This window comes from Curtobacterium sp. KBS0715 (genome assembly GCF_005938005.2).
Classification (GTDB): Bacteria; Actinomycetota; Actinomycetes; order Actinomycetales; family Microbacteriaceae; genus Curtobacterium; species Curtobacterium flaccumfaciens.
Genome location: NZ_VCCA02000001.1, coordinates 1,041,197 through 1,060,730, shown reverse-complemented (window position 1 = coordinate 1,060,730; position 19,534 = coordinate 1,041,197). Strand labels below are relative to the sequence as shown.

Here is a 19,534-nt window from a genome sequence, read left to right as displayed (position 1 = left end):
GAAGCGCGGCGGACGGGAGCAGGGCCTCCCGTCCGCCGCGCGCCTGCGGGGTCGACCGTCCTAGACGGCGACCGACTCGAGGGCGTTCGCCTGCGCGACCCTCCCGTACCAGCGGGCGGAGTCCTTCGGCGTGCGCTCGAAGGTCTCGCGGTCCCACGCGACCAACCCGAAGGTCGGTCGGAAGCCGGAGGCCCACTCGTAGTTGTCCAGGAGCGACCAGTGCTGGTAGCCGAGGACCTCGATGCCGTCCTCGATGCAGCGGTGGATGCCCTCGAGCGCGCCCTGCGTGTACACCTGCCGGCGGGAGTCGTCGGCCGTGGCGATGCCGTTCTCGGTGATCATCAGCGGGACACCGCCGGAGAGCTCCCACGCGCTGCGGAGCCCGTCGGCCGAGGCCTCGGGGTAGAACTCCCAGCCGGTCAGGGTCGTCTCGACGTCGTCCGCGACGGGCAGGGGCCCGTCCGGACCGATGAACGTGCGGGTGTAAGCCTGCACGCCGAGGAAGTCGTCGCCCGCGGCGTTCTCGAGGTACCAGTCGTCGCGCGGGTACCCGTACTCGCGGAGCATCGCGTCCGCGCCCGGCTCACCGTTGGACGTGAAGGCCTGGGTCGCGACGGTCCACCCTGACTGGAGGCCCGACACCTGTGACAACACCTCTCGCGACCGCTTGTGGCTGGCCAGCAGGGCGTCGGCGACCCCCAGGTCCGGGTTCGGCAGGCCGAAGGCCACCAGGTTGGCCGCGTCCTCGCCGCCGGCGAGCATGGCCGCGATGTTCGGTTCGTTGATCGTGCAGACGTAGCGGACGCCGTCCTGCACCACGGGGAGCGCGGCCTCGGTGTAGCGGGCGAACAGGTCGGCGGCGTCGGGTGCCCGCCAGAAGCCGTCGCGTTCGAACCAGCGCGGCACGGTGAAGTGCATGAGGGTGACGATCGGCTCGATGCCGAACTCGTGGCAGGCGTCGACCATGCGGCGGTAGTGGTCGACCTCGGCACGGCTGACGAACCCGCGCTCGGGCTCGATGCGGGCCCACTCGATGCTGAACCGGTAGGAGTTCAGCCCGAGCTCGGCAGCGATGCGGATGTCCTCGCGGTACCGGTGGTAGCTGTCCGCCGCGTCACCCGAGGGCTCGACGATGGTGGTGTCCGGTTCGTGCTCGTGCACCCACCAGTTGCTGTTGACGTTGTTGCCCTCGATCTGGTGGGCGGCGGTGGCGGCACCCCAGAGGAAGCCGTCGGGGAACTGCAGCGTGGAGATGATCGTGCCTTTCAGTGCGTGTTCGAGTCAGTGCTGGCTCAGGAATGCGTCGAAGACGGCGACCGTCCCGAGCGGGTTCTCGACCTGGGGACCGTGGTAGCTCGCGGGGATGACGACGTACTCGGCGCCGGTCTGCTCGGCCATCGCCCGCTGCCACGGGATCGGCCAGGCGTTGTCCCACTCGCCGTGGGCGACGAGGACCGGCAGGCCGGTGGCGCGCAGGGCGTCGGAGGCGTCGGTGTGGTCCTCGAGGATGTGGCCACCGGCGACGACGCTGAGCGGGCTCGTCGCGTCGAAGCGGTCGCGCACCATCCGGACGTCGTCGGGCAGCTCGCCGTCGGGCCGGTACGCCCAGAGCGGGTTCGTCGAGTCGAACAGCTGCCGGAGGTTCCCGCCGGTGTCGTGCAGGATCGTCAGCTCGGCGACCTTGCGGTACGGCCATCCGTGCGGCCCGGAGCAGAACTGCACGACGTCGCGGAACGCCGTCGGGTCCTGGATCGCGGCGGCCCGGACGATGACACCGCCGAGCGAGTGCCCGACCAGGTGCACGGGGGCGCCGTCGTCGAGCAGGCGCGCGACCCGGACGACGTCGGCCGCTTCTTCGTCGAGGGAGTAGTCGCGGGGTTCGGTCGGTGCGGCCGAGTCGGCCTGACCGCGCCGGCTGATCGCGACCGCGGTCCAGCCGGCGTCGCGGAGGACGGGCAGGAAGGTCCGCCAGTCCTCCTTCGAGCCGGTGTAGCCGGGGACGATGAGCACGGTGCCCTTCGACACCCCCTCGGGCACGATCCGGTAGGCCGTCAGCCGACCGACCGGGACGTCGATCCCGACGACGTCGACGCCGTCCGGGGTGGGCAGGTGCCCGAACGGCGGGACCGTCGGGAAGTCGTGCAGGTTCGTCATGCGCGCAGGGTCCTCCGCGGATTGGGGACAGCGTCGAGGAGGGCGATCGTGTACGGGTCCTGCGGGTCCTGCAGCACCTGGGCCGTGTGACCCCGCTCGACCACGGCGCCCTCGTGGAGCACCATGATGTCGTCCGTGATGAGCCGCGCACTCAGCAGGTCGTGCGTGATGTAGAGGAGCGAGACGCCCCACTGCTCGCGGAGGTCCTCGAGCAGCGCGAGCACACCGGCGCGCAGCGTCACGTCGAGCATCGACACCGGCTCGTCGGCGATGATCACCTGTGGGTCGCTCGCGAGCGCCCGGGCGATCACCACGCGCTGCCGCTGCCCGCCGGAGAGCTGGTGCGGGAGCTTCTGGGCGAACTGCTCGACGGGGGTGAGCCCCACCGTCTCGAGCAGCTCGAGCACCCGGCGCCGGGCGTCGCGGCCGGTCAGCCCGGTGTAGTTCGCGATCGGCCGGGACAGCGTGTACTCGACGGTGTGCAGCGGGTTGAGCGCCGAGTACGGGTCCTGGAACACCATCTGGACCTCGGAGCGCAGGTCCCGCAGGCCGCGCTTGCCGAGGCGGGCGACGTCGAGGTCCCCGAACCGGACGGTGCCGGTGGTCGGCTTCTCGACGCCGGTGAGCAGCTTCGCGATGGTCGACTTGCCCGATCCGGACTGGCCGACCAGGGCGAGCGACTGCCCGGGCTCGAGGGTGAACGACACGTCGCGCACGGCCTGCACCGGCTGCTCACCGCGGCGGGGAGCCGGGTAGGTCTTCACGATGTGGTCGACGACGATCGGGTTGCGGGCGGCACTGCGCTCGCGGGAGCCGACGGTGCTGAACGACGAGGTCGTCTCCTGCCGCTTCTCGCCGGCCTCGGCACGGAGCGAGCGGTCCGGGAAGCCCGGCAGCGACACCACCTCGGCGCGGGGGTCGGCGTAGTGCGACAGGAGCATCTGCGTGTACTCGTCCTGCGGGTCGCGGAGGATCTCGCGGGAGCCGCCGTCCTCGACGATCCGGCCCTCGTGCATGACGAGGACGCGCTCGGTGGCCTCGAGGACGATGCCGAGGTCGTGGCTGATCAGGATCGCCGTGAAGCCCTCGGTGCGCTGCAGCTCGATGATGGTGTCCATCACGGCGTGCTGCACGAGCACGTCGAGCGCCGTCGTCGGCTCGTCGAACACCATGAGCTGCGGCTCGAGCGAGAGCGCCAGGGCGATGGAGACGCGCTGCCGCATGCCGCCGGAGAGCTCCCCGGGGAACCGGGCGAGCATCGAGGTCGGCAGCTTCACCTTCTCGATGAGCTCCTTCATCCGGGCGTCCCAGCGGTCGCGCGACACGTGGCCGTGCGCCTTGAAGACGTCGATGAAGTGGTTCCGGATGGTGCGCACCGGGTTGAGCGCGTTCATGCCGGACTGCAGCACCATGGCGAAGCCGCCCTGCCGCTGCTGGCGCAGGGCTTCGTCGTCGAGGTCGCGGATGTCCTTGCCCGCGAAGACGATGCTGCCGCCGTTCGTGCGCGCCGGCGGCTTCTGCAGCCGGGTCAGCGCGTAGCCGAGGGTCGACTTGCCGGAACCGGACTCGCCGACCAGGCCGACGAACTCGCCCTTCTGCAGCTGGAACGACACGTGGTCGACGGCCTGGACGGCACTCTGGCCGGCCGACTCGTAGACGACCGACAGGTCGCGGACGTCGAGCAGGACGGAGGCGTCGCCCTGGACGGCACCACCGTCGGACTGGAGGCCCGTGGCGGCGCCGGTGGGCGCCTCCAGGCCGTCTGCCGGGTGTGTTTCTGGCAAGCCGCTCATGCGCGCTTCTCCTTACGGGGCCGTGCGCCGTCGCGCAGCCGCGGGTTGGACACGGCGTCGACGCCGAAGTTGATCAGGGTGAGGCTCATCGCGAGGAGCGCGATGCAGAGACCCGGCGCGAAGAGCAGGATCCACTGCCCGGTGAGGAGCGCGTTCGAGTTCTGCGCCCAGTACAGGATCGTGCCCCAGCTGACGATCGACGAGTCGCCGAGTCCGAGGAACTCGAGGCCCGCTTCGGCGAGGATGGCGCTGGTGGCGGCCCCGAAGAAGCTGCCGACGATGAGGCTCGTCATGTTCGGCAGGATCTCGCGGAACACGATGCGGGTCGCGCCATCACCGGAGAACTGGGCGGCGGTGACGAAGTCCCGACCGCGCAGCGACTGCGTCTGCGAGCGGAGCACGCGAGCGCCCCACGCCCAACCGGTCACGACGATGACCGCGATGATCACCGCGATGCCGCCGTTCTGCAGGTAGGCGGCGATGACGATCATCAGGGGCAGCCCCGGGATGACGAGGAACAGGTTCACGATGAACCCGATGACCTCGGCGATCCAGCCGCGGACGTAGCCCCAGCTGAGGCCGATCGCGACGGCGACGAGCGTGGACAGGATGCCCGCGACCGCGCCGACCATGACCGAGATGCGGGCGCCGTAGATGATCTGGGACAGGACGTCCTCGCCGGCGGCGGTGGTGCCCATCCAGTGGTCGGGCGTCGCGTCGGCAGACCGGGCGAAGCCGTTCTGGCTGGCGCCGTACGGGGCCAGGAGCGGGGCGAAGACCGCGACGAACACGAAGACGCCGAGGATGATGATGCCGATCCGGGCCTTCTTGTTCGACCAGACGACGCCGAACTGGCGGGCCGCGGCGCGCCACTTGGACGGCGCTGCTTGTTCTTCCGTGTCTTGCGTTCGCACGGCGATGGTTGCGTTGTTGGTCATCGACGTGCCCCCGGGTGCTTGATGTGGGCGCAGCACGCCGCCTTCGTGGTGTTGTTGGTCATCGACGCGTCCTCGGGTCCAGGACGCCGTACATGACGTCCACGATGAAGTTGGCGATGAGCACCGACACGGTGATCATCAGGAAGAGGGCCTGCATGAGCGGGTAGTCCTGCCCGATCACGGCGTTGAACAGCAGGTAGCCGATGCCCGGGTAGCCGAAGACCTGCTCGACCAGGACGGAACCGCCGACCACGCCACCGAGCGCCAGACCGAAGCCGGTCAGGTTCGGCAGGATGGCGTTGCGGGCCGCGTAGCGGATGGCCACGGTGCGTCCGCGCAGGCCGTTGGCCTCGGCGAAGGTCACGTAGTCGTCACCGAGGGTGTTGATCATCGCGTTGCGCATGCCGATGATCCAGCCGCCGAGGCTCGTCACCAGGATCGTGACCGCCGGCAGCACCGCGTGCTGCAGCGCGTCGCCGAAGAAGGCGCCGTTGAGCCCGGGCGTCGTCGTCGCCGAGTAGGCGCCCGTGGTCGGGAACCAGTGCAGCACGTAGCCGAGGAAGAACAGCAGCAGCAGGGCGGTCCAGAAGTACGGGAACGTCGACATGAAGCTGCCCGACAGGGTCGGCAGCGAGTCGAGCCAGGTGCCACGCTTCCACGCCGCCGCGACACCGATCAGGGTGCCGAGGACGAACGCCAGGATCGTGACGACCCCGACCAGGATGAGTGTGTACGGCAGGGCCTTCGACACGAGGTCACCGACGGGCTGCGGGTAGAACGTGTAGCTCGTGCCGAAGTCGAGGGTGATGACCTGGTGCAGGTAGCTGACGTACTGGTCCCAGAGGTTGCCGGTCGGCACCCCGAGCTGGGCCTCGATGGCCTTCTTGGTGGCGTCGGTGACCGGACCGTTCTGGCTGAGCTTCGCGAGTGCGGCGTCGGCCGGGCTGCCGGGCATCAGGCGCGGGAGCACGAAGTTCAGCGTGACCGCGGCCCAGAGGGTCAGGACGAAGAGGACGAGTTTCTGGAGGATGTACTTCACTTCTGGTCCTCCTGCTGCGCGGCGTTCTGCTCCTGCAGGATCTGCTTGCCGGCGGCGCTGTCGCGCAGACGGAGCTTGGTGAAGATGAGCAGCGGTGCCGAGTCGTAGTTCTGCGGTGCCATGTAGGGGTCCTTCGCACTCGGCCAGCCGACGAACTTGCCGGTGTTGAACAGACCCCAGAGCCCGCCGTAGTACATGCCGATGACGGGGAGCTCGTCGTAGACGGTCTGCTGCAGCTGGTCGAGGATCTCCTGCTGCTTCGCGGTGTCCGTCGTCGCCTTGTACTCGTCGAGGAGCTTCTGGGTGTCGGCGTTCTTGTACCGCTCGTAGTTGTTGACGGTCGACTTGCCGACGGGCTGGTAGAACTCGCTGCTGAGCAGGGAGTTGAACGCCTGGTAGACGTCACCGTTGCCCATGCCGCCCATCGCCATGTCGAACGTGCCGTTGTTGATGTTCTGCTGGTACCCGGCGGGCTGCGGCGCCTGGATCGTCACCTTGATGCCGATGGCCGTCAGTTCGCGGCGGACCTCCTGCGCGGCGCGGAGCCAGTCGGAGTAGCCGTTCGCGGTCATGATCGTGATCGCGAGCTGCTTGCCGTCCTTGACGACCTTGCCGCCCTGCACGGTGTAACCGGACTTCTCGAGGCTGGCGAGCGCCGCCTTCGTGTCCTGGGTGATCATGCCCTGGTCGGGGATGTCCGGGTTGAGGTACCGCTCCTGGTTCGGCAGGATCAGGCCGGTCTGGCCCGCCGCCGACAGGTTGCCCTCGGACGCGGTCTCGGCGATGGCGTCACGGTCCAGCGCGAGCGAGATGCCCCGGCGGACGTTGACGTCGTTGTACGGCGCCTTCGTGAGGTTCGGGATGAGGCCGATCACACCGCCGGCCGGGAACCACCACTCGTTCGTCTTCGATGCGGCACCCCAGGTGCCCTTGACGTCGGAGATGAACGAGTACGCCCAGTCGTAGCCGCGGGTGACGGTGTCGAGCTGCGTGTTCGTCGCCGGCAGGATGAGGTGCTTGATGGCGATCTTGTCGGCCTGCCAGTACTTCGGGTTCTTGTTCATCGAGTACTGCTGGTCGGTGTAGTTGCCGAGGACGAACGGACCGGTGCCGACCGGGTTCGGGTCGCGCCAGGTCGTCGGGTCCTTCACGCCGCCCCAGTGGTCCTCGCCGAGGATGTACGTCTGGCCGATGATCGTCAGGCTCGGGACGTCCTCGCTCTTGAGGTGGAAGACGACGTGGTCACCGTCCTGCTCGATGCGCTCGATGTGCTGCCACGCCCCCTTGACGTCCATGGCGGGGAACTTCTTGAGCAGGTCGAAGGTGAAGACGACGTCCTTCGCGCTGAACGGCGACCCGTCGGACCACTCGACACCCGAGCGGATCGTCATGTCGATGGTCTTCGCATCGGGCTGGCTCCACGCGCTGGCGAGCCACGGGTTGCGCTTGCCGTCGAGGGGGTTCACCTCGATGAGGGGCTCGTACATCCACTTGGAGGCCGTGCGGGCGTTCGCGATGTACGGGTTGAAGTTGCGGTCGAACAGCGGGTTGCCGCGGTCCGCGTTGATGAGCATCGTGTCCTTGCCGATGGTGGGATCGGGTTCGGAGCGGACCTGGATGCTGCAGCCGGTGGCCACGAGGGCCACTGCGGCGAGGCCGGCGATGGCCGCGACGAGGCGGCCTCGGCGGCGGGGGCCTGGGTCACGCGTGCCGCGCGTGCGCTGTGGGGGAAGCGTCATTGCTCGGTCGACCTCCATGTCGAGTCGGTACGTGCTCAATGTATGCGCTTACATCACGGCTTGCAAGCGCGGGTGTTGTTTTGCGGGGTGGCACCGTGCGAGGTGTCGTCGGCGCGGGAGGTCGCACGGTGCGAGGGCGTCGCGCGTGGTGCGAGGTTGCGGCCCCGAGGGCGGGCGGCGCACGGTGCGAGGTGCGCCGACTGGTGCGAGGTTGCCCGCTCCGTGCGCGACTCCAGGCTCGCACTGAGCGAGCAAGGGCGCACGGGATGCGCAAGGCCTCACGGGGGCTCGCACCCCGCTACAGCGCGGGCGGGCAGCTCTCGCGCAGCAGCACCTCGACGGGCAGGCGCACGGCGCGCGGCGGCCCCTCGCGGCGCTCCAGCCGGTCCACGATCGCCAGGACGGCAGCACGCCCGAGCGCCCCCATCGGCTGGTGCACGGTCGTCAGGCGCGGCGACGAGAACCGACCGGCGTCGATGCCGTCGAACCCGGTCACGACGAGGTCCTCGGGCACGCGGAGCCCCCGGGCAGCGGCGGCGTCGAGGACCCCGAGCGCGGACTGGTCGTTCGAGCAGACGACGGCGCGTGGGACGTCGTCGGCCAGCAGCGGCACCGCGAGCTCCCGCGCCCGAGCCCGCCCGAAGTCGCCGTGCACGGTGCGCACCGTCGAGGCAGGCACCCCGTGGTCGGCCAGCGCCGCGCGGAACCCCGCCGAGCGCTCCATGTCGTCGGGCGAGTCGATGGGCCCCGCGACGTACGCGAGGGACCGGATCCCCAGGCGCCCGATCACGTGTGACGCCAGGGTCCGCATGCCCGCGGCGTTGTCCACGCTCACCGAGTCGAACCCGTGCGAGCGCCGGTCGTCGGCGAGCACCACGACCGGGATGCGGCGGGCGACGTGCTCGAGCAGGTCGTCGGGCACGGTCTGCGCCAGCACGGCCAGCCCGTCGACCCGGCCGGCGACGTCGTTCACGATGACGTCGCGCGACGACCCCCGCCCGGCGGCGACCATGAGCGCGAGCCCCCGCTGCCAGGCCTCGGTCTCGGCACCGCGCAGGACCTCGTCGAAGTACAGGTTGGACGAGAACGGCTGCGTCACGTGCCGCCGGTCGTCGACCACGCGGACGCCGCCGTCGGTGACCCGGTCCGGCCGCTCGTCGGGCACCACGTCGAACCCGGGCAGCAGCAGTCCGACGACGCCGGTGCGCTTGCCGGCGAGGGCCCGGGCGTTGCCGGACGGGACGTACCCGAGGCTCCGAATCGCCGCCTGCACGCGGTCCCGGGTGCCCTCGCGGACGGCGTCGGGTGTGCGGAGCACGCGCGAGACGGTGGCGATGGAGACGCCGGCTGCAGACGCGACGTCGTAGACCGTGGGAGGTGCGGTGCGCTGGTCGGCCAACCCGTGCCTCCCCTTCGACGTCCGCTGGTGCCGCGCCTCGCGCTGTGCGGCCGGACCATCCTAGGCATGCCGTGTCCCGGGAGTTCTCCACACGGTGCCGGAAACGCTTGCGGGACAGCGGGGGTCGCGCGACACTGTTCCGACCTCAGTACGTCCCGTGAGGAAGCGCACCAGCGGGCCGCGTGCCCGCACCGATCAGGTTGCCCACACGCAGGGGAAGGACACGACATGTCACAGTCGACACGTTCCGGGAGCAAGCTCGCACTCCGCGCGAGCCACGACGAGGCCGAGGTGCGCGACGCGCTGCTCGAACGCACGGATTCGATCCGCACGTTCGACGATCTCGACGCGCCGCAGGAGACGACGGACCTGCGCTAGCGGCTCGCGCCCGGCCTCCCCCCGGACACGGCCAGGAGGCCCGGGCAAGCGCCCGCAGACCACTCACGTCCGCGGACACTCAGCCCTCGGTCGCGCCCACGATCGTCATGCCCGCTCCACGCAGGCGTCGGCGCTCCTGCGCGATCCAGCTGAGCAACCGGTCGTTCGTGCCGGCGACGTGGGCGGCCACGAGTTCCGCCGCACGGTCGGCGTCGCCGTCGCGCACGGCGTCGATGATGGCGCTGTGTTCGTCCCACGCGGCGTCGCGCGCCTCGGGCGTGCGGACCTCGATCCAACGCGTGCGCTCGAGCCGCGTCAGGGCGTCGGCGATGGCGTCGGTGACGAAACGGTTGCCACCGAGCGCGGCGAGGTCGAGGTGGAACGTCGACCCCATCCGGATGCCGGCCTGCTGGTCGGGGGTGGGCCGGAGCGCGTCGAGGTGCCCGCGGACCTCCGCCAACTGCTCGGGGGTGGCGCGCTGGACGGCCAGCCGAACGGCAGCGGGCTCGAGGATGCCGCGGAGTTCGGCGAGCGAGGCGATCTCGTCGAGGTCGATCGGGGTGACCGTCCACGAACGACCCTCGTGCAGGATGAGCCCCTCGCGCTCGAGCCGCGACAGAGCGGCACGGACCGGCGTGCGCGAGGCGTGGAACCGCGCCTCGAGCCCCCGCTCCGAGATGCGCTCCCCCGGTGCGATGTCGAGGGTCAGGATGGCCGCGCGCAGGTTGTCGTAGAGCTGGGCCGTCTGCGACACGGGCGCGGCGTCGGTCGTGTCGGTCACGGCGGACAAGCCTAGCGGCGTGAGGGCGGGAATGGTATACCGTTCTGGTATACCAATCCGTTCCGCGATGGAACGACGACGAACGGCCGACACGACCCATGCCCACGACCGACGCCCCGCAGCGATCCACCACGACGCCGCCGGTCTCCGCCCGCGCCTGGACGATGCTCGCCCTCGGGGTCGCGGCCCAGGCGGCGGGGACGCTCGTCGTGTCCGCGCCGGCGCTCCTCATCCCCCACCTGCTCAGCCGCGGTACCTCCCTGCCGGTCGCCGGGGTCCTCGCCGCCGCCCCGACCTTCGGCATGGTCCTGACGCTCATCGCCTGGGGCGCGATCACCGACCGGTTCGGCGAGCGCGTCGTCATCGCCGGCGGGCTCGTGCTCACCACGCTGGCCGTGGTCGCCGCCTGGCTGGCCGCGGGCGACCCGGTGCTGCTCGGGTTGGCGTTCCTGGCAGGCGGCATGACGAGTGCCTCGACGAACGCCGCGAGCGGTCGGGTCGTGGTGGGGTGGTTCCCGAAGGAGCGCCGGGGACTCGCGATGGGCATCCGGCAGATGTCGCAGCCGCTCGGGGTGACGCTCGCGGCGGTCACGGTGCCGCAGCTCGCCGAGGGCTCCGGGATCCGCGCGGCACTGGTCCTGCCGATCGTGCTGTGCGCGGTGCTCGCCGTCTGCTGCGCGATCGGGATCACCGACCCGCCACGCCCTGCCCGGGCAACGGTGGCGACGACGGCGACCACGAACCCCTACCGGTCGAGCGGCTTCCTGTGGCGGGTGCACGCGGTGTCGGTCCTGCTCGTGGTGCCGCAGTTCACCCTGTCGACGTACGGGCTCGTCTGGCTCGTGGGCCTCGGCTGGTCGACACCCGCGGCCGGGCTGCTCGTCGGCGCCGCGCAGTTCGTCGGGGCGATCGGCCGGATCCTGGTCGGCGGCTGGAGCGACCGGGCCGGGTCGCGCGTCGGCCCCCTCCGGATCGTCGCGGTGAGCGCCGCGGTCGTGATGGCGGTGCTCGCGGTCGTCGACGCGACGCACCTGGCCGGGGCTGCGGTGTTCCTGGTGCTCGCGACGAGCGTGACGGTCGCCGACAACGGGCTGGCCTACACGTCGGTCGCCGAGGCGGCGGGACCGTTCTGGTCGGGGCGTGCGCTCGGGGCGCAGAACACCGGGCAGTTCATCGCGGCGAGCGCCGTCGGTCCGGGCATCGGCGCCCTGGTCGGTGCGTTCGGGTTCGCAGCGTCGTTCGGCATCGTGGCGGTGCTCCCGCTGCTCGCGGTCCCGCTGGTGCCCCGACGCGACCGGTCGCACGACTGACCGTTCGCCCCCGTTCGTTCCTTCCCAGGACACGTGAGATGGGTTGCAGGAACGGGCGTACCTGGTCGGAAGAACCGACCAGGTACGCCCGTTTCGACCAGGTACGCCCGTTTCGACCTGGTCAACTCGCGCCCCGGCTCACGCGGGGACCACGGGCCCGACCGGCCAGCGGAGCAGCGCAGCCGCAGGGGCACCTCCGGGCAGGGACGCCGCGTTGACGAGCACGAGCTCGGCGTCCGTCAGGACCGACGCACGGACGAGCGCGCACACGGCGGGGACCGCTGCGATGACCGGCACACCCGCAGCCTGCTCCGGCGCAGTGGCCACCCAGGGTGCACCCGCAAGGGCGAGCAGCGTCCGGTCCCCGACGGCGACGGCGTCGAGCGCGACCGTGGCGCCCTGCGCCTGCTGGAGCGCCTCGACGACCGGCCCGAGTCCGGTCACGACCTGGTTGTCGCCGCGGCCGACGTGGGTCCGCAGGGCGTCCTCGAGGTCGTGGCGACGGGTGGCGACGACACGGGCGAGTGCGGTCTCGACGTGTTCGACGAAGGCCTGCTTCGACCCGGTGTCGGCACGAGGGTCGCCCGGGAACACCGACACGAGCGTCCGGGTCTCCGTCGACAGCGCCTTCACCAGCAGCTCCCGGGCGGTGACGTCACCCGCGACGACGACCAGCCCGGGGCGGATCGTCCGCACGGCCTCGTCGACGGCGGCCGCGGTCTCGGACGAGTTCTGCTTCCAGATCTCCTCGGTGTGCTGCTGCCAGTGCGGCTGCTTCCACCCGGTGCCGGCCTTCGCGTAGTGCAGGGTGTCGTTCCGCCCCCGGACCTGCTGCTCGGTCGTGTCCTCTGCGACCGGCGCGTGCCCGAGGCGGTAGGCGCGGAACGCCCCGCCCTCCTTCCCGGCGTGGACCACCAGGAACGGCAGGTCGACAGGCCGGTGTGCGACGAGCGGCACGAGGTCCGGCACAGCGCCGACCCCGACCGATTCGGGGCCGTGCAGTGAGCCGGGCAGGACCTCGCTCAGCACGACCGTGTCGTCGTGCACCAGGACGTACCGGCTGACGGGCGACGGGACACCCGGCTCCTGCTCGAACTCGGCCGCGACCAGGTCGACGACGGCGTCACCGGCACCCTGCGCCCGGAGCGCTTCCTCGACTGCCCGGAGCTTCAACGCGGCCTGCCGTCGGGGATCCTCGACATTGCCGGAGACGTCGGCGTACGCCCAGGCCCAGGTGCCTCCGCCCTCCAGCCGCTCTCCCAGGATCCGGTGCAGTTCGCTCGTCGCATTGGTCGACGTCATGGCAGCTCCTCTCGGACGGGTGCCGGAGCCGATGAGCCCCGGCGCTCTCACGTGCGACCACACTCCACCCGACGACCTGATCCCGTCCGCAGTCGTGAGGGAACACCCAGGCGGCCCTGCGCCTGCCTCGGCGCCGCACCCACAGCAACGAGTCGGCCACGAAACCACAACGGCGTTCGGTTCTGTGGTTGGGTGTGGACAACCCCGATCAACGACGAACGGAGTGCGGCAATGGCGCCACGACCACGACCCATCACGAGACGACACCTGTTGGGCTTCGGCCTCGGCACCGCGGCGGCGGGACTCCTCGCCGGATGTGCGGTCCCGGGCTCGACCAACGTCAACAAGGCGGCCCTCGTGCCCGCCGCGGCCTCGGGTGAGACCGTCCAGCTCACCTACTGGGCCTGGCTCAAGGACCTGCAGAAGGTCTGCGACGTCTGGAACAGGACACATCCGAACATCCAGGTCTCGGCGAACTGGATCCCCGGCGGCAACAGCGGCGGGTACCAGAAGATGTACTCCGCGCTCGCGGCCGGCGGCGGCCCCGACATCGGGCAGGTCGAGCTCCGGCAGATCCCCGAGTTCATGCTCGCGAACGGCTTGGTCGACCTGGCCCGGTACGGCGCGAAGGACTTCGAGTCGAAGTACGACGAGGCCGCATGGGCGCAGGTGTCGTTCGTCGACGGCATCTACGGCATCCCGCAGGACACCGGCCCGATGGGCTTCTACTACCAGACCGCGATCCTCGAGCAGGCCGGCGGCGAACCCCCGACGACGTGGGACGAATGGCGTGACCTGGCCGACAAGGTCCGGAGCACCGGGAAGCAGAACTACCTCGAGGTGTTCCCGGTCGCCGACGCCTCACCGTTCGCTGCGTACGCACAGCAGGCCGGCGCGCGCTGGTTCAAGGTCGACGGCGACGAGTGGGTCGTCGACATGACCGACGACAAGACCCTGATGGTCGCGGACTTCTTCGACGGTGTGATCGACGACAAGCTGGTCGACACCAGTGCCGGTGCGTACTCCCCCGGCTGGTACGCCGCGGCCGCGAGCGGCAAAATCGCCGCGGTCACGAGCGCGAGCTGGGGTGACGCACTGATCGAGTCGGTGCAGGGCGGCGAGGGCAAGTGGAAGGTCGCCCCGATGCAGAAGTGGGGCGCCGACGGCTTCGGCTCGAGCGCCATCGGCGGTTCGACGGCCGCGGTGCTGGCGAACGCGAAGCACCCGAAGGAAGCGCTCGAGTTCATCACGTGGATGACCACCTCGAAGGCGGGCATCGACGCGATGATCAAGTACTGCGGCATCGGCTGGTCGCCCGCGGTCGACTACATCGGGGCGCAGCGCGAGAAGCCGTCGAAGTGGTTCTCCGGCCAGAACTACAACGAGGACGTCTTCGTGCCGGCCTCGAAGGAGCAGAACATCGACTGGTCGTGGTCCCCGGTGACCCAGTCGGCCTTCACCAGCCTGCAGAACCAGTTCCGCCGCAAGATCACCTCGGGCCTGAAGCTCAGTGACGCCGTGGAGCTCGCACAGCGGGAGATCGTCCAGTCCTTCAAGGACAAGGGCCTCAGCGTCAGGACGGCACGATGACCCAGCAGACCACCACCCCACGGTCCACCGGTCGACCGGCCGGCGGCACCCCCGCGTTCCGCACCAGCACGAAGGCCACGAGCGCGCAGAAGCGCGCCCCGTGGATCCTGCTCGCCCCGTTCCTGGCCCTGTTCCTGCTGACGTTCGTCATCCCGATCATCAGCGCCCTGTTCCAGTCGTTCACCACCGTGGACCGCGAGGGCCTGTTCGGCGAGGACGGCGTCGTCGGCCGGTTCGCCGGGTTCGACAACTACGCGATCGCCCTGCAGGACAGCGGGTTCGTCGCCTCGATCGGACGCATGCTGCTCTTCGGCATCGTCCAGGTCCCGGTGATGATCATCGCCTGCACGATCCTCGCGCTGCTGCTGGAGTCGGCGAGCGCCCGCTGGCCGGGCTTCTTCCGGGCCATCTACTTCATGCCGTACGGCGTCCCCGGGGTCATCGCCACGATCCTGTGGTCGTTCCTGTACGTGCCCGGCCTGTCACCGATCGTGTCGCTGCTGCAGTCGATGGGGCTGCAGCCGGACTTCCTCGGCGCGAACAGCGTGCTGTGGTCGATCGCGAACATCGTCACGTGGACGTACACCGGCTACAACATGCTCATCATCGTGGCGCAGCTGAAGTCCATCCCCGGCGAGGTCTACGAGGCCGCCAAGGTCGATGGTGCGAACGCGTTCCAGGTCGCGTGGCGGATCCAGATCCCACTCATCGCACCGGCCCTGGTGCTCACGACGGTGTTCTCGATCATCGGCACCCTGCAGCTCTTCGCGGAGCCGCAGATCCTGTCGACGGTCGCCCCGGCGATCGACACCGAGTACACGCCGAACTACGCCGCCTACACGAACGCGTTCGCGTTCAACGAGTACGGCGTCGCGAGCGCGCAGGCGGTCATCATCGCGCTGGCCGCGTTCATCCTGTCGTTCACGTTCCTCGCGCTGACGAACCGACCGCCCAGGGACGAACGCGACCGCCGCAAGCGCGCACGGCGCGACGGCAGGGAGGCCCGCACCGCGCTCCGGACGCGCACCGCGGCGGGCAGCACGGTCACCACCCAAGCCGACCCGGGCCTCCAGGCCGGTCGCGTCGCGACCACCGAAGGGACTGACCGATGACCAGCGAAGCCATCGAAGCGCCGGCCACGGCGAAGTCCGCCGTCCCCGTCGACACCACGTCGATCTCGGCGCACCAGCGCCGGAAGCTCGACCGGTCCCCACGCTCGCAGATCGTCGTCACGGGCATCCTCGTCGTCGTCGCGCTGTACTTCATCGTCCCGCTCTACTGGGTCGTCATCGCCGCGACGAAGACCACGGGCGCGCTGTTCTCGACGAACGGGTTCTGGTTCGGCGGCGAGTTCGCGCTCTGGAGCAACCTGCAGCAGGTGTTCACCTACGACGGCGGCATCTTCGTCCGGTGGATCGCGAACAGCATCCTGTACTCCGGCGTCGGTGCTGTCCTGGCCACCTACTTCGCCGCGGCCGGCGGGTACGCGCTGGCGAAGTACGACTTCCGGGGGCGCCAGTTCGTGTTCGGCACGATCCTCGGCGGCGTGCTCGTGCCGGGGACCGCGACGGCACTGCCGCTGTTCCTGCTGTTCTCGTCGATGGGCCTGACGGACACGTACTGGAGCGTGCTCATCCCGAGCCTCGTGTCGCCGTTCGGCCTGTTCCTGTGCCGGGTGTACGCCGCCGCGTCGGTGGACACCACCCTGCTCGAACAGGCTCGCATCGACGGTGCCGGTGAACTGCGGATCTTCCACACCGTGGTGCTCCGGCAGATGACCCCGGCGCTCGTCACCGTGTTCCTGTTCCAGGTGGTCGGGATCTGGAACAACTTCTTCCTGCCGCTCATCATGCTGGCAGACCAGAAGCTGTACCCGATAACACTGGGTCTGAACAACTGGCGCTCGCAGGTCGACCGCCTGCCGGAGTTCTACCAGCTCACCACCGGCGGGGTGCTCGTCTCGGTCATCCCGCTCGTCATCGCCATCATCGTCCTCCAGCGCTTCTGGCGCGGAGGCCTCACGGAAGGATCGGTCAAGGGTTGACCCACTCCGCACTCTCGTCCACCGCACCCGGCTCCGACTCGCGGCTGGCACCCCGTGCCTGGCTGCACACCGACGCCCCGTCCCTGTCGCTGAACGGGGACTGGCGGTTCCGGTGGTCGCCCGTCGCCTCGGTCTCCGAGGACTTCGCGACCGAGGGTGGGGAGGACGACGACCCGGCCTGGGGTGAGCTCCCGGTGCCGTCGCACTGGGTGCTGCACGGGCACGGCGCTCCGAGCTACACGAACCTGCAGTACCCGTTCACGATCGACCCGCCGCACCCGCCGGAGGAGAACCCGACCGGTGACCACCGCCGCACGTTCGAGCTGCCGTCGTCGTTCGACGGTGCCGGCCGGGTGCTGCTGCGGTTCGACGGGGTCGAGTCGCACTTCCGGGTGTGGCTGAACGGGACGCTCGTGGGGTGGTCGACGGGCTCCCGCCTGGCGACCGAGTTCGACGTCACCGAGCTGGTGCGCCCGGGAGCGAACGAGCTCGCGGTCCGGGTGCACCAGTGGTCGGCGGCGTCCTACCTGGAGGACCAGGACCAGTGGTGGCTGCCGGGCATCTTCCGTGACGTCACCCTGCTCGCCCGGCCCACGGCGCCGATCGACGACGTGTTCGTCCAGGCCGGTTGGCGAGCGACGCTCGGCACGGCCGCCTCGGCGGGCACCGCGGCGTCGGGACGGCCGGAGACGGGGACCGGCACGATCACGTTCCCGACGCTCGACGCGGTGTTCCCGGTGCGGTTCGCCGTGCCCGACCTGGGCGTCGACGTGACCTGGGCCACGGCGGACGACGTCGCGCCGATCGAGGTCGAGGGTGTCGAGCCGTGGAGTGCCGAGCTGCCGAAGCTGTACGACGCGACGCTGTCGACCGGCGCCGCGGCGGCCGGCGCGGCCGGCGACTCGGGCGCCGCGGGCGGCGAGACGGTGTCGCTCCGGCTCGGCTTCCGCACCGTGTCGATCGTCGGCGACCGGTTCCTGGTGAACGGTGAGCGCGTGGTGTTCCACGGCGTGAACCGGCACGAGACCCACCCCGTGCGCGGCCGGGTGTTCGACGAGGAGCACGCCCGCGCCGACATGGCGCTGATGAAGCGGAACAACGTCAACGCGATCCGCACCTCGCACTACCCGCCGCACCCCCGCGTGCTCGACCTGGCCGACGAGCTCGGGTTCTGGGTGATCCTGGAGTGCGACCTGGAGACCCACGGGTTCCTGTTCACCGACTGGGTCGGCAACCCCTCCGACGACCCGGCGTGGGCCGAGGCCTACCTCGACCGCATCGCCCGCACCGTCGAGCGCGACAAGAACCACGCGTCGATCGTGATGTGGTCGCTCGGCAACGAGTCCGGCACCGGCCGGAACCTCGCGGCGATGTCGCAGTGGGTGCACGACCGCGACCCCGAGCGCCCGGTGCACTACGAGGGCGACTACACGGGCGAGTACACCGACGTCTACTCGCGGATGTACCCGACGCTGCAGGAGACCGAGTCGATCGGCGGCGGCACCCCGACGCCCCTGCTCGGCTGCGGCCCGGCCGAGGCCGCACGGCAGCGGTCGAAGCCCTTCATCCACTGCGAGTACGTGCACGCGATGGGCAACGGCCCCGGGCAGATCGCCGAGTACGAGGCCCTGGTCGACCGGTACCCACGGCTGCACGGCGGCTTCGTGTGGGAGTGGCGGGACCACGGCCTGCTCGCGAAGACGCCCGCCGGCGAGGACTACTACGCCTACGGCGGGGACTTCGGCGAGGTCGTGCACGACGGCAACTTCGTGATGGACGGCCTGGTGCTGCCCGACGACACCCCGACGCCGGGGCTCGCCGAGTTCGCCGCCGTCGTGGCCCCGATCCGCCTGGCCGTCTCGGACACCACGGTGCTCGTCGAGAACCGGTACCACTCGGCCTCGACCGCCGGGCTCCGGCTGTGGTGGACCCTGTCGCGGAACGGCGTCGTCGAGGCCTCGGGGCGCCTGTCCACGGGCATCGTCGCCGCCCGGGAGTCGGCGACGGTCCCGGTGCCCTCCGAGGTGCTCGACGCGGCCACGTCCGAACTCGCACCCGGCGACGAGCTCTGGTTCGACCTGACCGTGGAACTGGCGGGGCCGACCGCGTGGGCGGACACCGGCCACGTCGTCGCACGCACCCAGCGGCTCGTCGCGGCGCGCGCGGCGGACGCACCACGGGCCTCCCGGCAGGGGTGGGACGGCGACCGACTCGGTGACGGCACCTTCAGTTCCCGCGGCGACCTGGTGTCCTGGAAGGGCCACGAGGTCGCCGGGCCCCGTCTCGAGCTCTGGCGTGCACCGACCGACAACGACAGCCTGGCGTCACAGGGCGGCTACGAGACCGCGGACCCGGTGCTCACGCACGGTGTCGGTGACCCGACCGCTCCCCCGTCGGCGTCGCGCTGGCGCGACCGGGGGCTGGACCGGCTGACGCACCGGCTGGTGTCGGTGTCGCGGACCACCTCCGGGCTGGAACAGCGCGTGCGCGTCGCGGCGGCGAACAGTGGGTGGGGCCTCGAGGTCACGCACCGCTGGACCCTGACGTCCGACGGGCTCGTGCTGCAGACCGACGCCGTGCCGTTCGGCGCCTGGGACGTCACGTGGCCGCGGATCGGGGTGCGGTTCGACCTGCCCGCGTCGCTGGCCGATGCGGACGCCACCTGGTTCGGGACCGGACCGCTGGAGTCGTACGCCGACTCGTCGCACGCTGCCCGGGTCGGTCGGTTCACCGCTCCGGTGCGGTCACTCGGGGTCGAGTACTCGCGGCCGCAGGAGACCGGGCACCGGCCGTCGCTCCGGTCGCTGGCGGTCGGGCCGTTCACGGTGTCGACCGTGGGGTCGCACCGTGCGGGGTTCACCCTGTCGCCGTGGACCGCGCAGCAGATCGACCGTGCCGAGCACCCGTACGAGCTGCCGACGTCGGACCACCTGTACCTGTACCTCGACGCCGCGCAGCACGGGCTCGGCAGCCGGGCGTGCGGGCTCGACGTGCTGCCGGAGCACCAGCTCTGGCCGCAGGCGTTCAGTTGGAGCGTGCTGCTGGGCTAGGCGGGGTCGCGCGGCCC

Annotated in this window: 15 protein-coding genes; 6 read left to right on the top strand and 9 right to left on the bottom strand. The window is 70.6% G+C overall.

The features are described from left to right. Positions 1-60: 60 nt before the first annotated feature. The 7 genes from FFG40_RS05220 to FFG40_RS05190 form a co-directional block, all read right to left on the bottom strand. A complete protein-coding gene (locus tag FFG40_RS05220; RefSeq protein WP_138802473.1) occupies positions 61-1,257 on the bottom strand; it encodes a glycoside hydrolase family 1 protein in 1,197 nt (398 codons plus the stop codon). A 24-nt stretch (positions 1,258-1,281) separates the two neighbouring features. Next, positions 1,282-2,154, bottom strand: a complete 873-nt coding sequence (locus FFG40_RS05215) for an alpha/beta fold hydrolase (RefSeq protein WP_138802472.1) — start codon at positions 2,152-2,154, stop codon at positions 1,282-1,284. Then, positions 2,151-3,947, bottom strand: a complete 1,797-nt coding sequence (locus tag FFG40_RS05210; protein WP_027464905.1) for an ABC transporter ATP-binding protein — start codon at positions 3,945-3,947, stop codon at positions 2,151-2,153. Before FFG40_RS05210 ends, FFG40_RS05215 begins: the two co-directional genes overlap by 4 nt. Then, a complete protein-coding gene (locus tag FFG40_RS05205) occupies positions 3,944-4,885 on the bottom strand; it encodes an ABC transporter permease (protein ID WP_027464906.1) in 942 nt (313 codons plus the stop codon). Before FFG40_RS05205 ends, FFG40_RS05210 begins: the two co-directional genes overlap by 4 nt. 58 nt (positions 4,886-4,943) lie before the next feature. Then, complete coding sequence (locus FFG40_RS05200) at positions 4,944-5,924, bottom strand: ABC transporter permease (RefSeq protein WP_017886395.1); 981 nt, start codon at positions 5,922-5,924, stop codon at positions 4,944-4,946. After that, positions 5,921-7,663: an ABC transporter substrate-binding protein gene (locus tag FFG40_RS05195; protein WP_260678793.1), complete on the bottom strand. Its 1,743-nt coding sequence runs from the start codon at positions 7,661-7,663 to the stop codon at positions 5,921-5,923. The genes FFG40_RS05200 and FFG40_RS05195 overlap by 4 nt, the downstream gene beginning before the upstream one ends. 298 nt (positions 7,664-7,961) lie before the next feature. Next, on the bottom strand, positions 7,962-9,062 hold the full coding sequence (locus FFG40_RS05190) for a LacI family DNA-binding transcriptional regulator (protein ID WP_138802471.1): 1,101 nt from the start codon (positions 9,060-9,062) through the stop codon (positions 7,962-7,964). A 228-nt stretch (positions 9,063-9,290) separates the two neighbouring features. Between FFG40_RS05190 and FFG40_RS17035 the strand changes: the two genes are divergently transcribed. After that, complete coding sequence (locus FFG40_RS17035) at positions 9,291-9,440, top strand: hypothetical protein (protein ID WP_155896754.1); 150 nt, start codon at positions 9,291-9,293, stop codon at positions 9,438-9,440. Positions 9,441-9,519: 79 nt separating this feature from the next. Here the strand turns inward: FFG40_RS17035 and FFG40_RS05185 are convergent, their stop codons facing one another. Continuing rightward, the gene (locus tag FFG40_RS05185; protein ID WP_231495634.1) at positions 9,520-10,221 is read right to left on the bottom strand and encodes a GntR family transcriptional regulator; all 702 of its coding nucleotides are present in this window, start codon (positions 10,219-10,221) and stop codon (positions 9,520-9,522) included. Positions 10,222-10,319: 98 nt separating this feature from the next. Between FFG40_RS05185 and FFG40_RS05180 the strand changes: the two genes are divergently transcribed. Next, positions 10,320-11,531, top strand: coding sequence for an MFS transporter (locus FFG40_RS05180; RefSeq protein WP_138802470.1), 1,212 nt, complete (start codon positions 10,320-10,322; stop codon positions 11,529-11,531). Positions 11,532-11,669: 138 nt separating this feature from the next. Here the strand turns inward: FFG40_RS05180 and FFG40_RS05175 are convergent, their stop codons facing one another. Next, positions 11,670-12,833 (bottom strand): hypothetical protein, encoded by a 1,164-nt coding sequence (locus FFG40_RS05175; RefSeq protein WP_138802469.1) that lies wholly within the window; start codon positions 12,831-12,833, stop codon positions 11,670-11,672. A 231-nt stretch (positions 12,834-13,064) separates the two neighbouring features. On the opposite strand from FFG40_RS05175, the gene FFG40_RS05170 reads away from it, so the two are divergent. From FFG40_RS05170 to FFG40_RS05155, 4 genes are read left to right on the top strand one after another with little or no spacing between them, the layout of a single operon-like run. Continuing rightward, positions 13,065-14,423: an extracellular solute-binding protein gene (locus tag FFG40_RS05170; RefSeq protein WP_138802468.1), complete on the top strand. Its 1,359-nt coding sequence runs from the start codon at positions 13,065-13,067 to the stop codon at positions 14,421-14,423. Then, a complete protein-coding gene (locus FFG40_RS05165) occupies positions 14,420-15,535 on the top strand; it encodes a carbohydrate ABC transporter permease (protein ID WP_138802467.1) in 1,116 nt (371 codons plus the stop codon). The genes FFG40_RS05170 and FFG40_RS05165 overlap by 4 nt, the downstream gene beginning before the upstream one ends. After that, positions 15,532-16,467 (top strand): carbohydrate ABC transporter permease, encoded by a 936-nt coding sequence (locus FFG40_RS05160; RefSeq protein WP_138802466.1) that lies wholly within the window; start codon positions 15,532-15,534, stop codon positions 16,465-16,467. Before FFG40_RS05165 ends, FFG40_RS05160 begins: the two co-directional genes overlap by 4 nt. Further along, entirely contained in the window at positions 16,464-19,517 is a 3,054-nt protein-coding gene (locus FFG40_RS05155; protein WP_138802465.1) for a glycoside hydrolase family 2 TIM barrel-domain containing protein, read from the top strand. Before FFG40_RS05160 ends, FFG40_RS05155 begins: the two co-directional genes overlap by 4 nt. The last annotated feature ends 17 nt before the right edge of the window (positions 19,518-19,534 follow it).

What these genes read in the sequence shown, in the direction of transcription:
- FFG40_RS05205 (WP_027464906.1), bottom strand. Translation starts at nt 4,885, where the DNA reads ATGACCAACAACGCAACCATCGCCGTGCGAACGCAAGACACGGAAGAA.
- FFG40_RS05170 (WP_138802468.1), top strand. Translation starts at nt 13,065, where the DNA reads ATGGCGCCACGACCACGACCCATCACGAGACGACACCTGTTGGGCTTC.
- FFG40_RS05165 (WP_138802467.1), top strand. Translation starts at nt 14,420, where the DNA reads ATGACCCAGCAGACCACCACCCCACGGTCCACCGGTCGACCGGCCGGC.
- FFG40_RS05210 (WP_027464905.1), bottom strand. Translation starts at nt 3,947, where the DNA reads ATGAGCGGCTTGCCAGAAACACACCCGGCAGACGGCCTGGAGGCGCCC.
- FFG40_RS05180 (WP_138802470.1), top strand. Translation starts at nt 10,320, where the DNA reads ATGCCCACGACCGACGCCCCGCAGCGATCCACCACGACGCCGCCGGTC.
- FFG40_RS17035 (WP_155896754.1), top strand. Translation starts at nt 9,291, where the DNA reads ATGTCACAGTCGACACGTTCCGGGAGCAAGCTCGCACTCCGCGCGAGC.
- FFG40_RS05215 (WP_138802472.1), bottom strand. Translation starts at nt 2,154, where the DNA reads ATGACGAACCTGCACGACTTCCCGACGGTCCCGCCGTTCGGGCACCTG.
- FFG40_RS05175 (WP_138802469.1), bottom strand. Translation starts at nt 12,833, where the DNA reads ATGACGTCGACCAATGCGACGAGCGAACTGCACCGGATCCTGGGAGAG.
- FFG40_RS05160 (WP_138802466.1), top strand. Translation starts at nt 15,532, where the DNA reads ATGACCAGCGAAGCCATCGAAGCGCCGGCCACGGCGAAGTCCGCCGTC.
- FFG40_RS05195 (WP_260678793.1), bottom strand. Translation starts at nt 7,663, where the DNA reads ATGACGCTTCCCCCACAGCGCACGCGCGGCACGCGTGACCCAGGCCCC.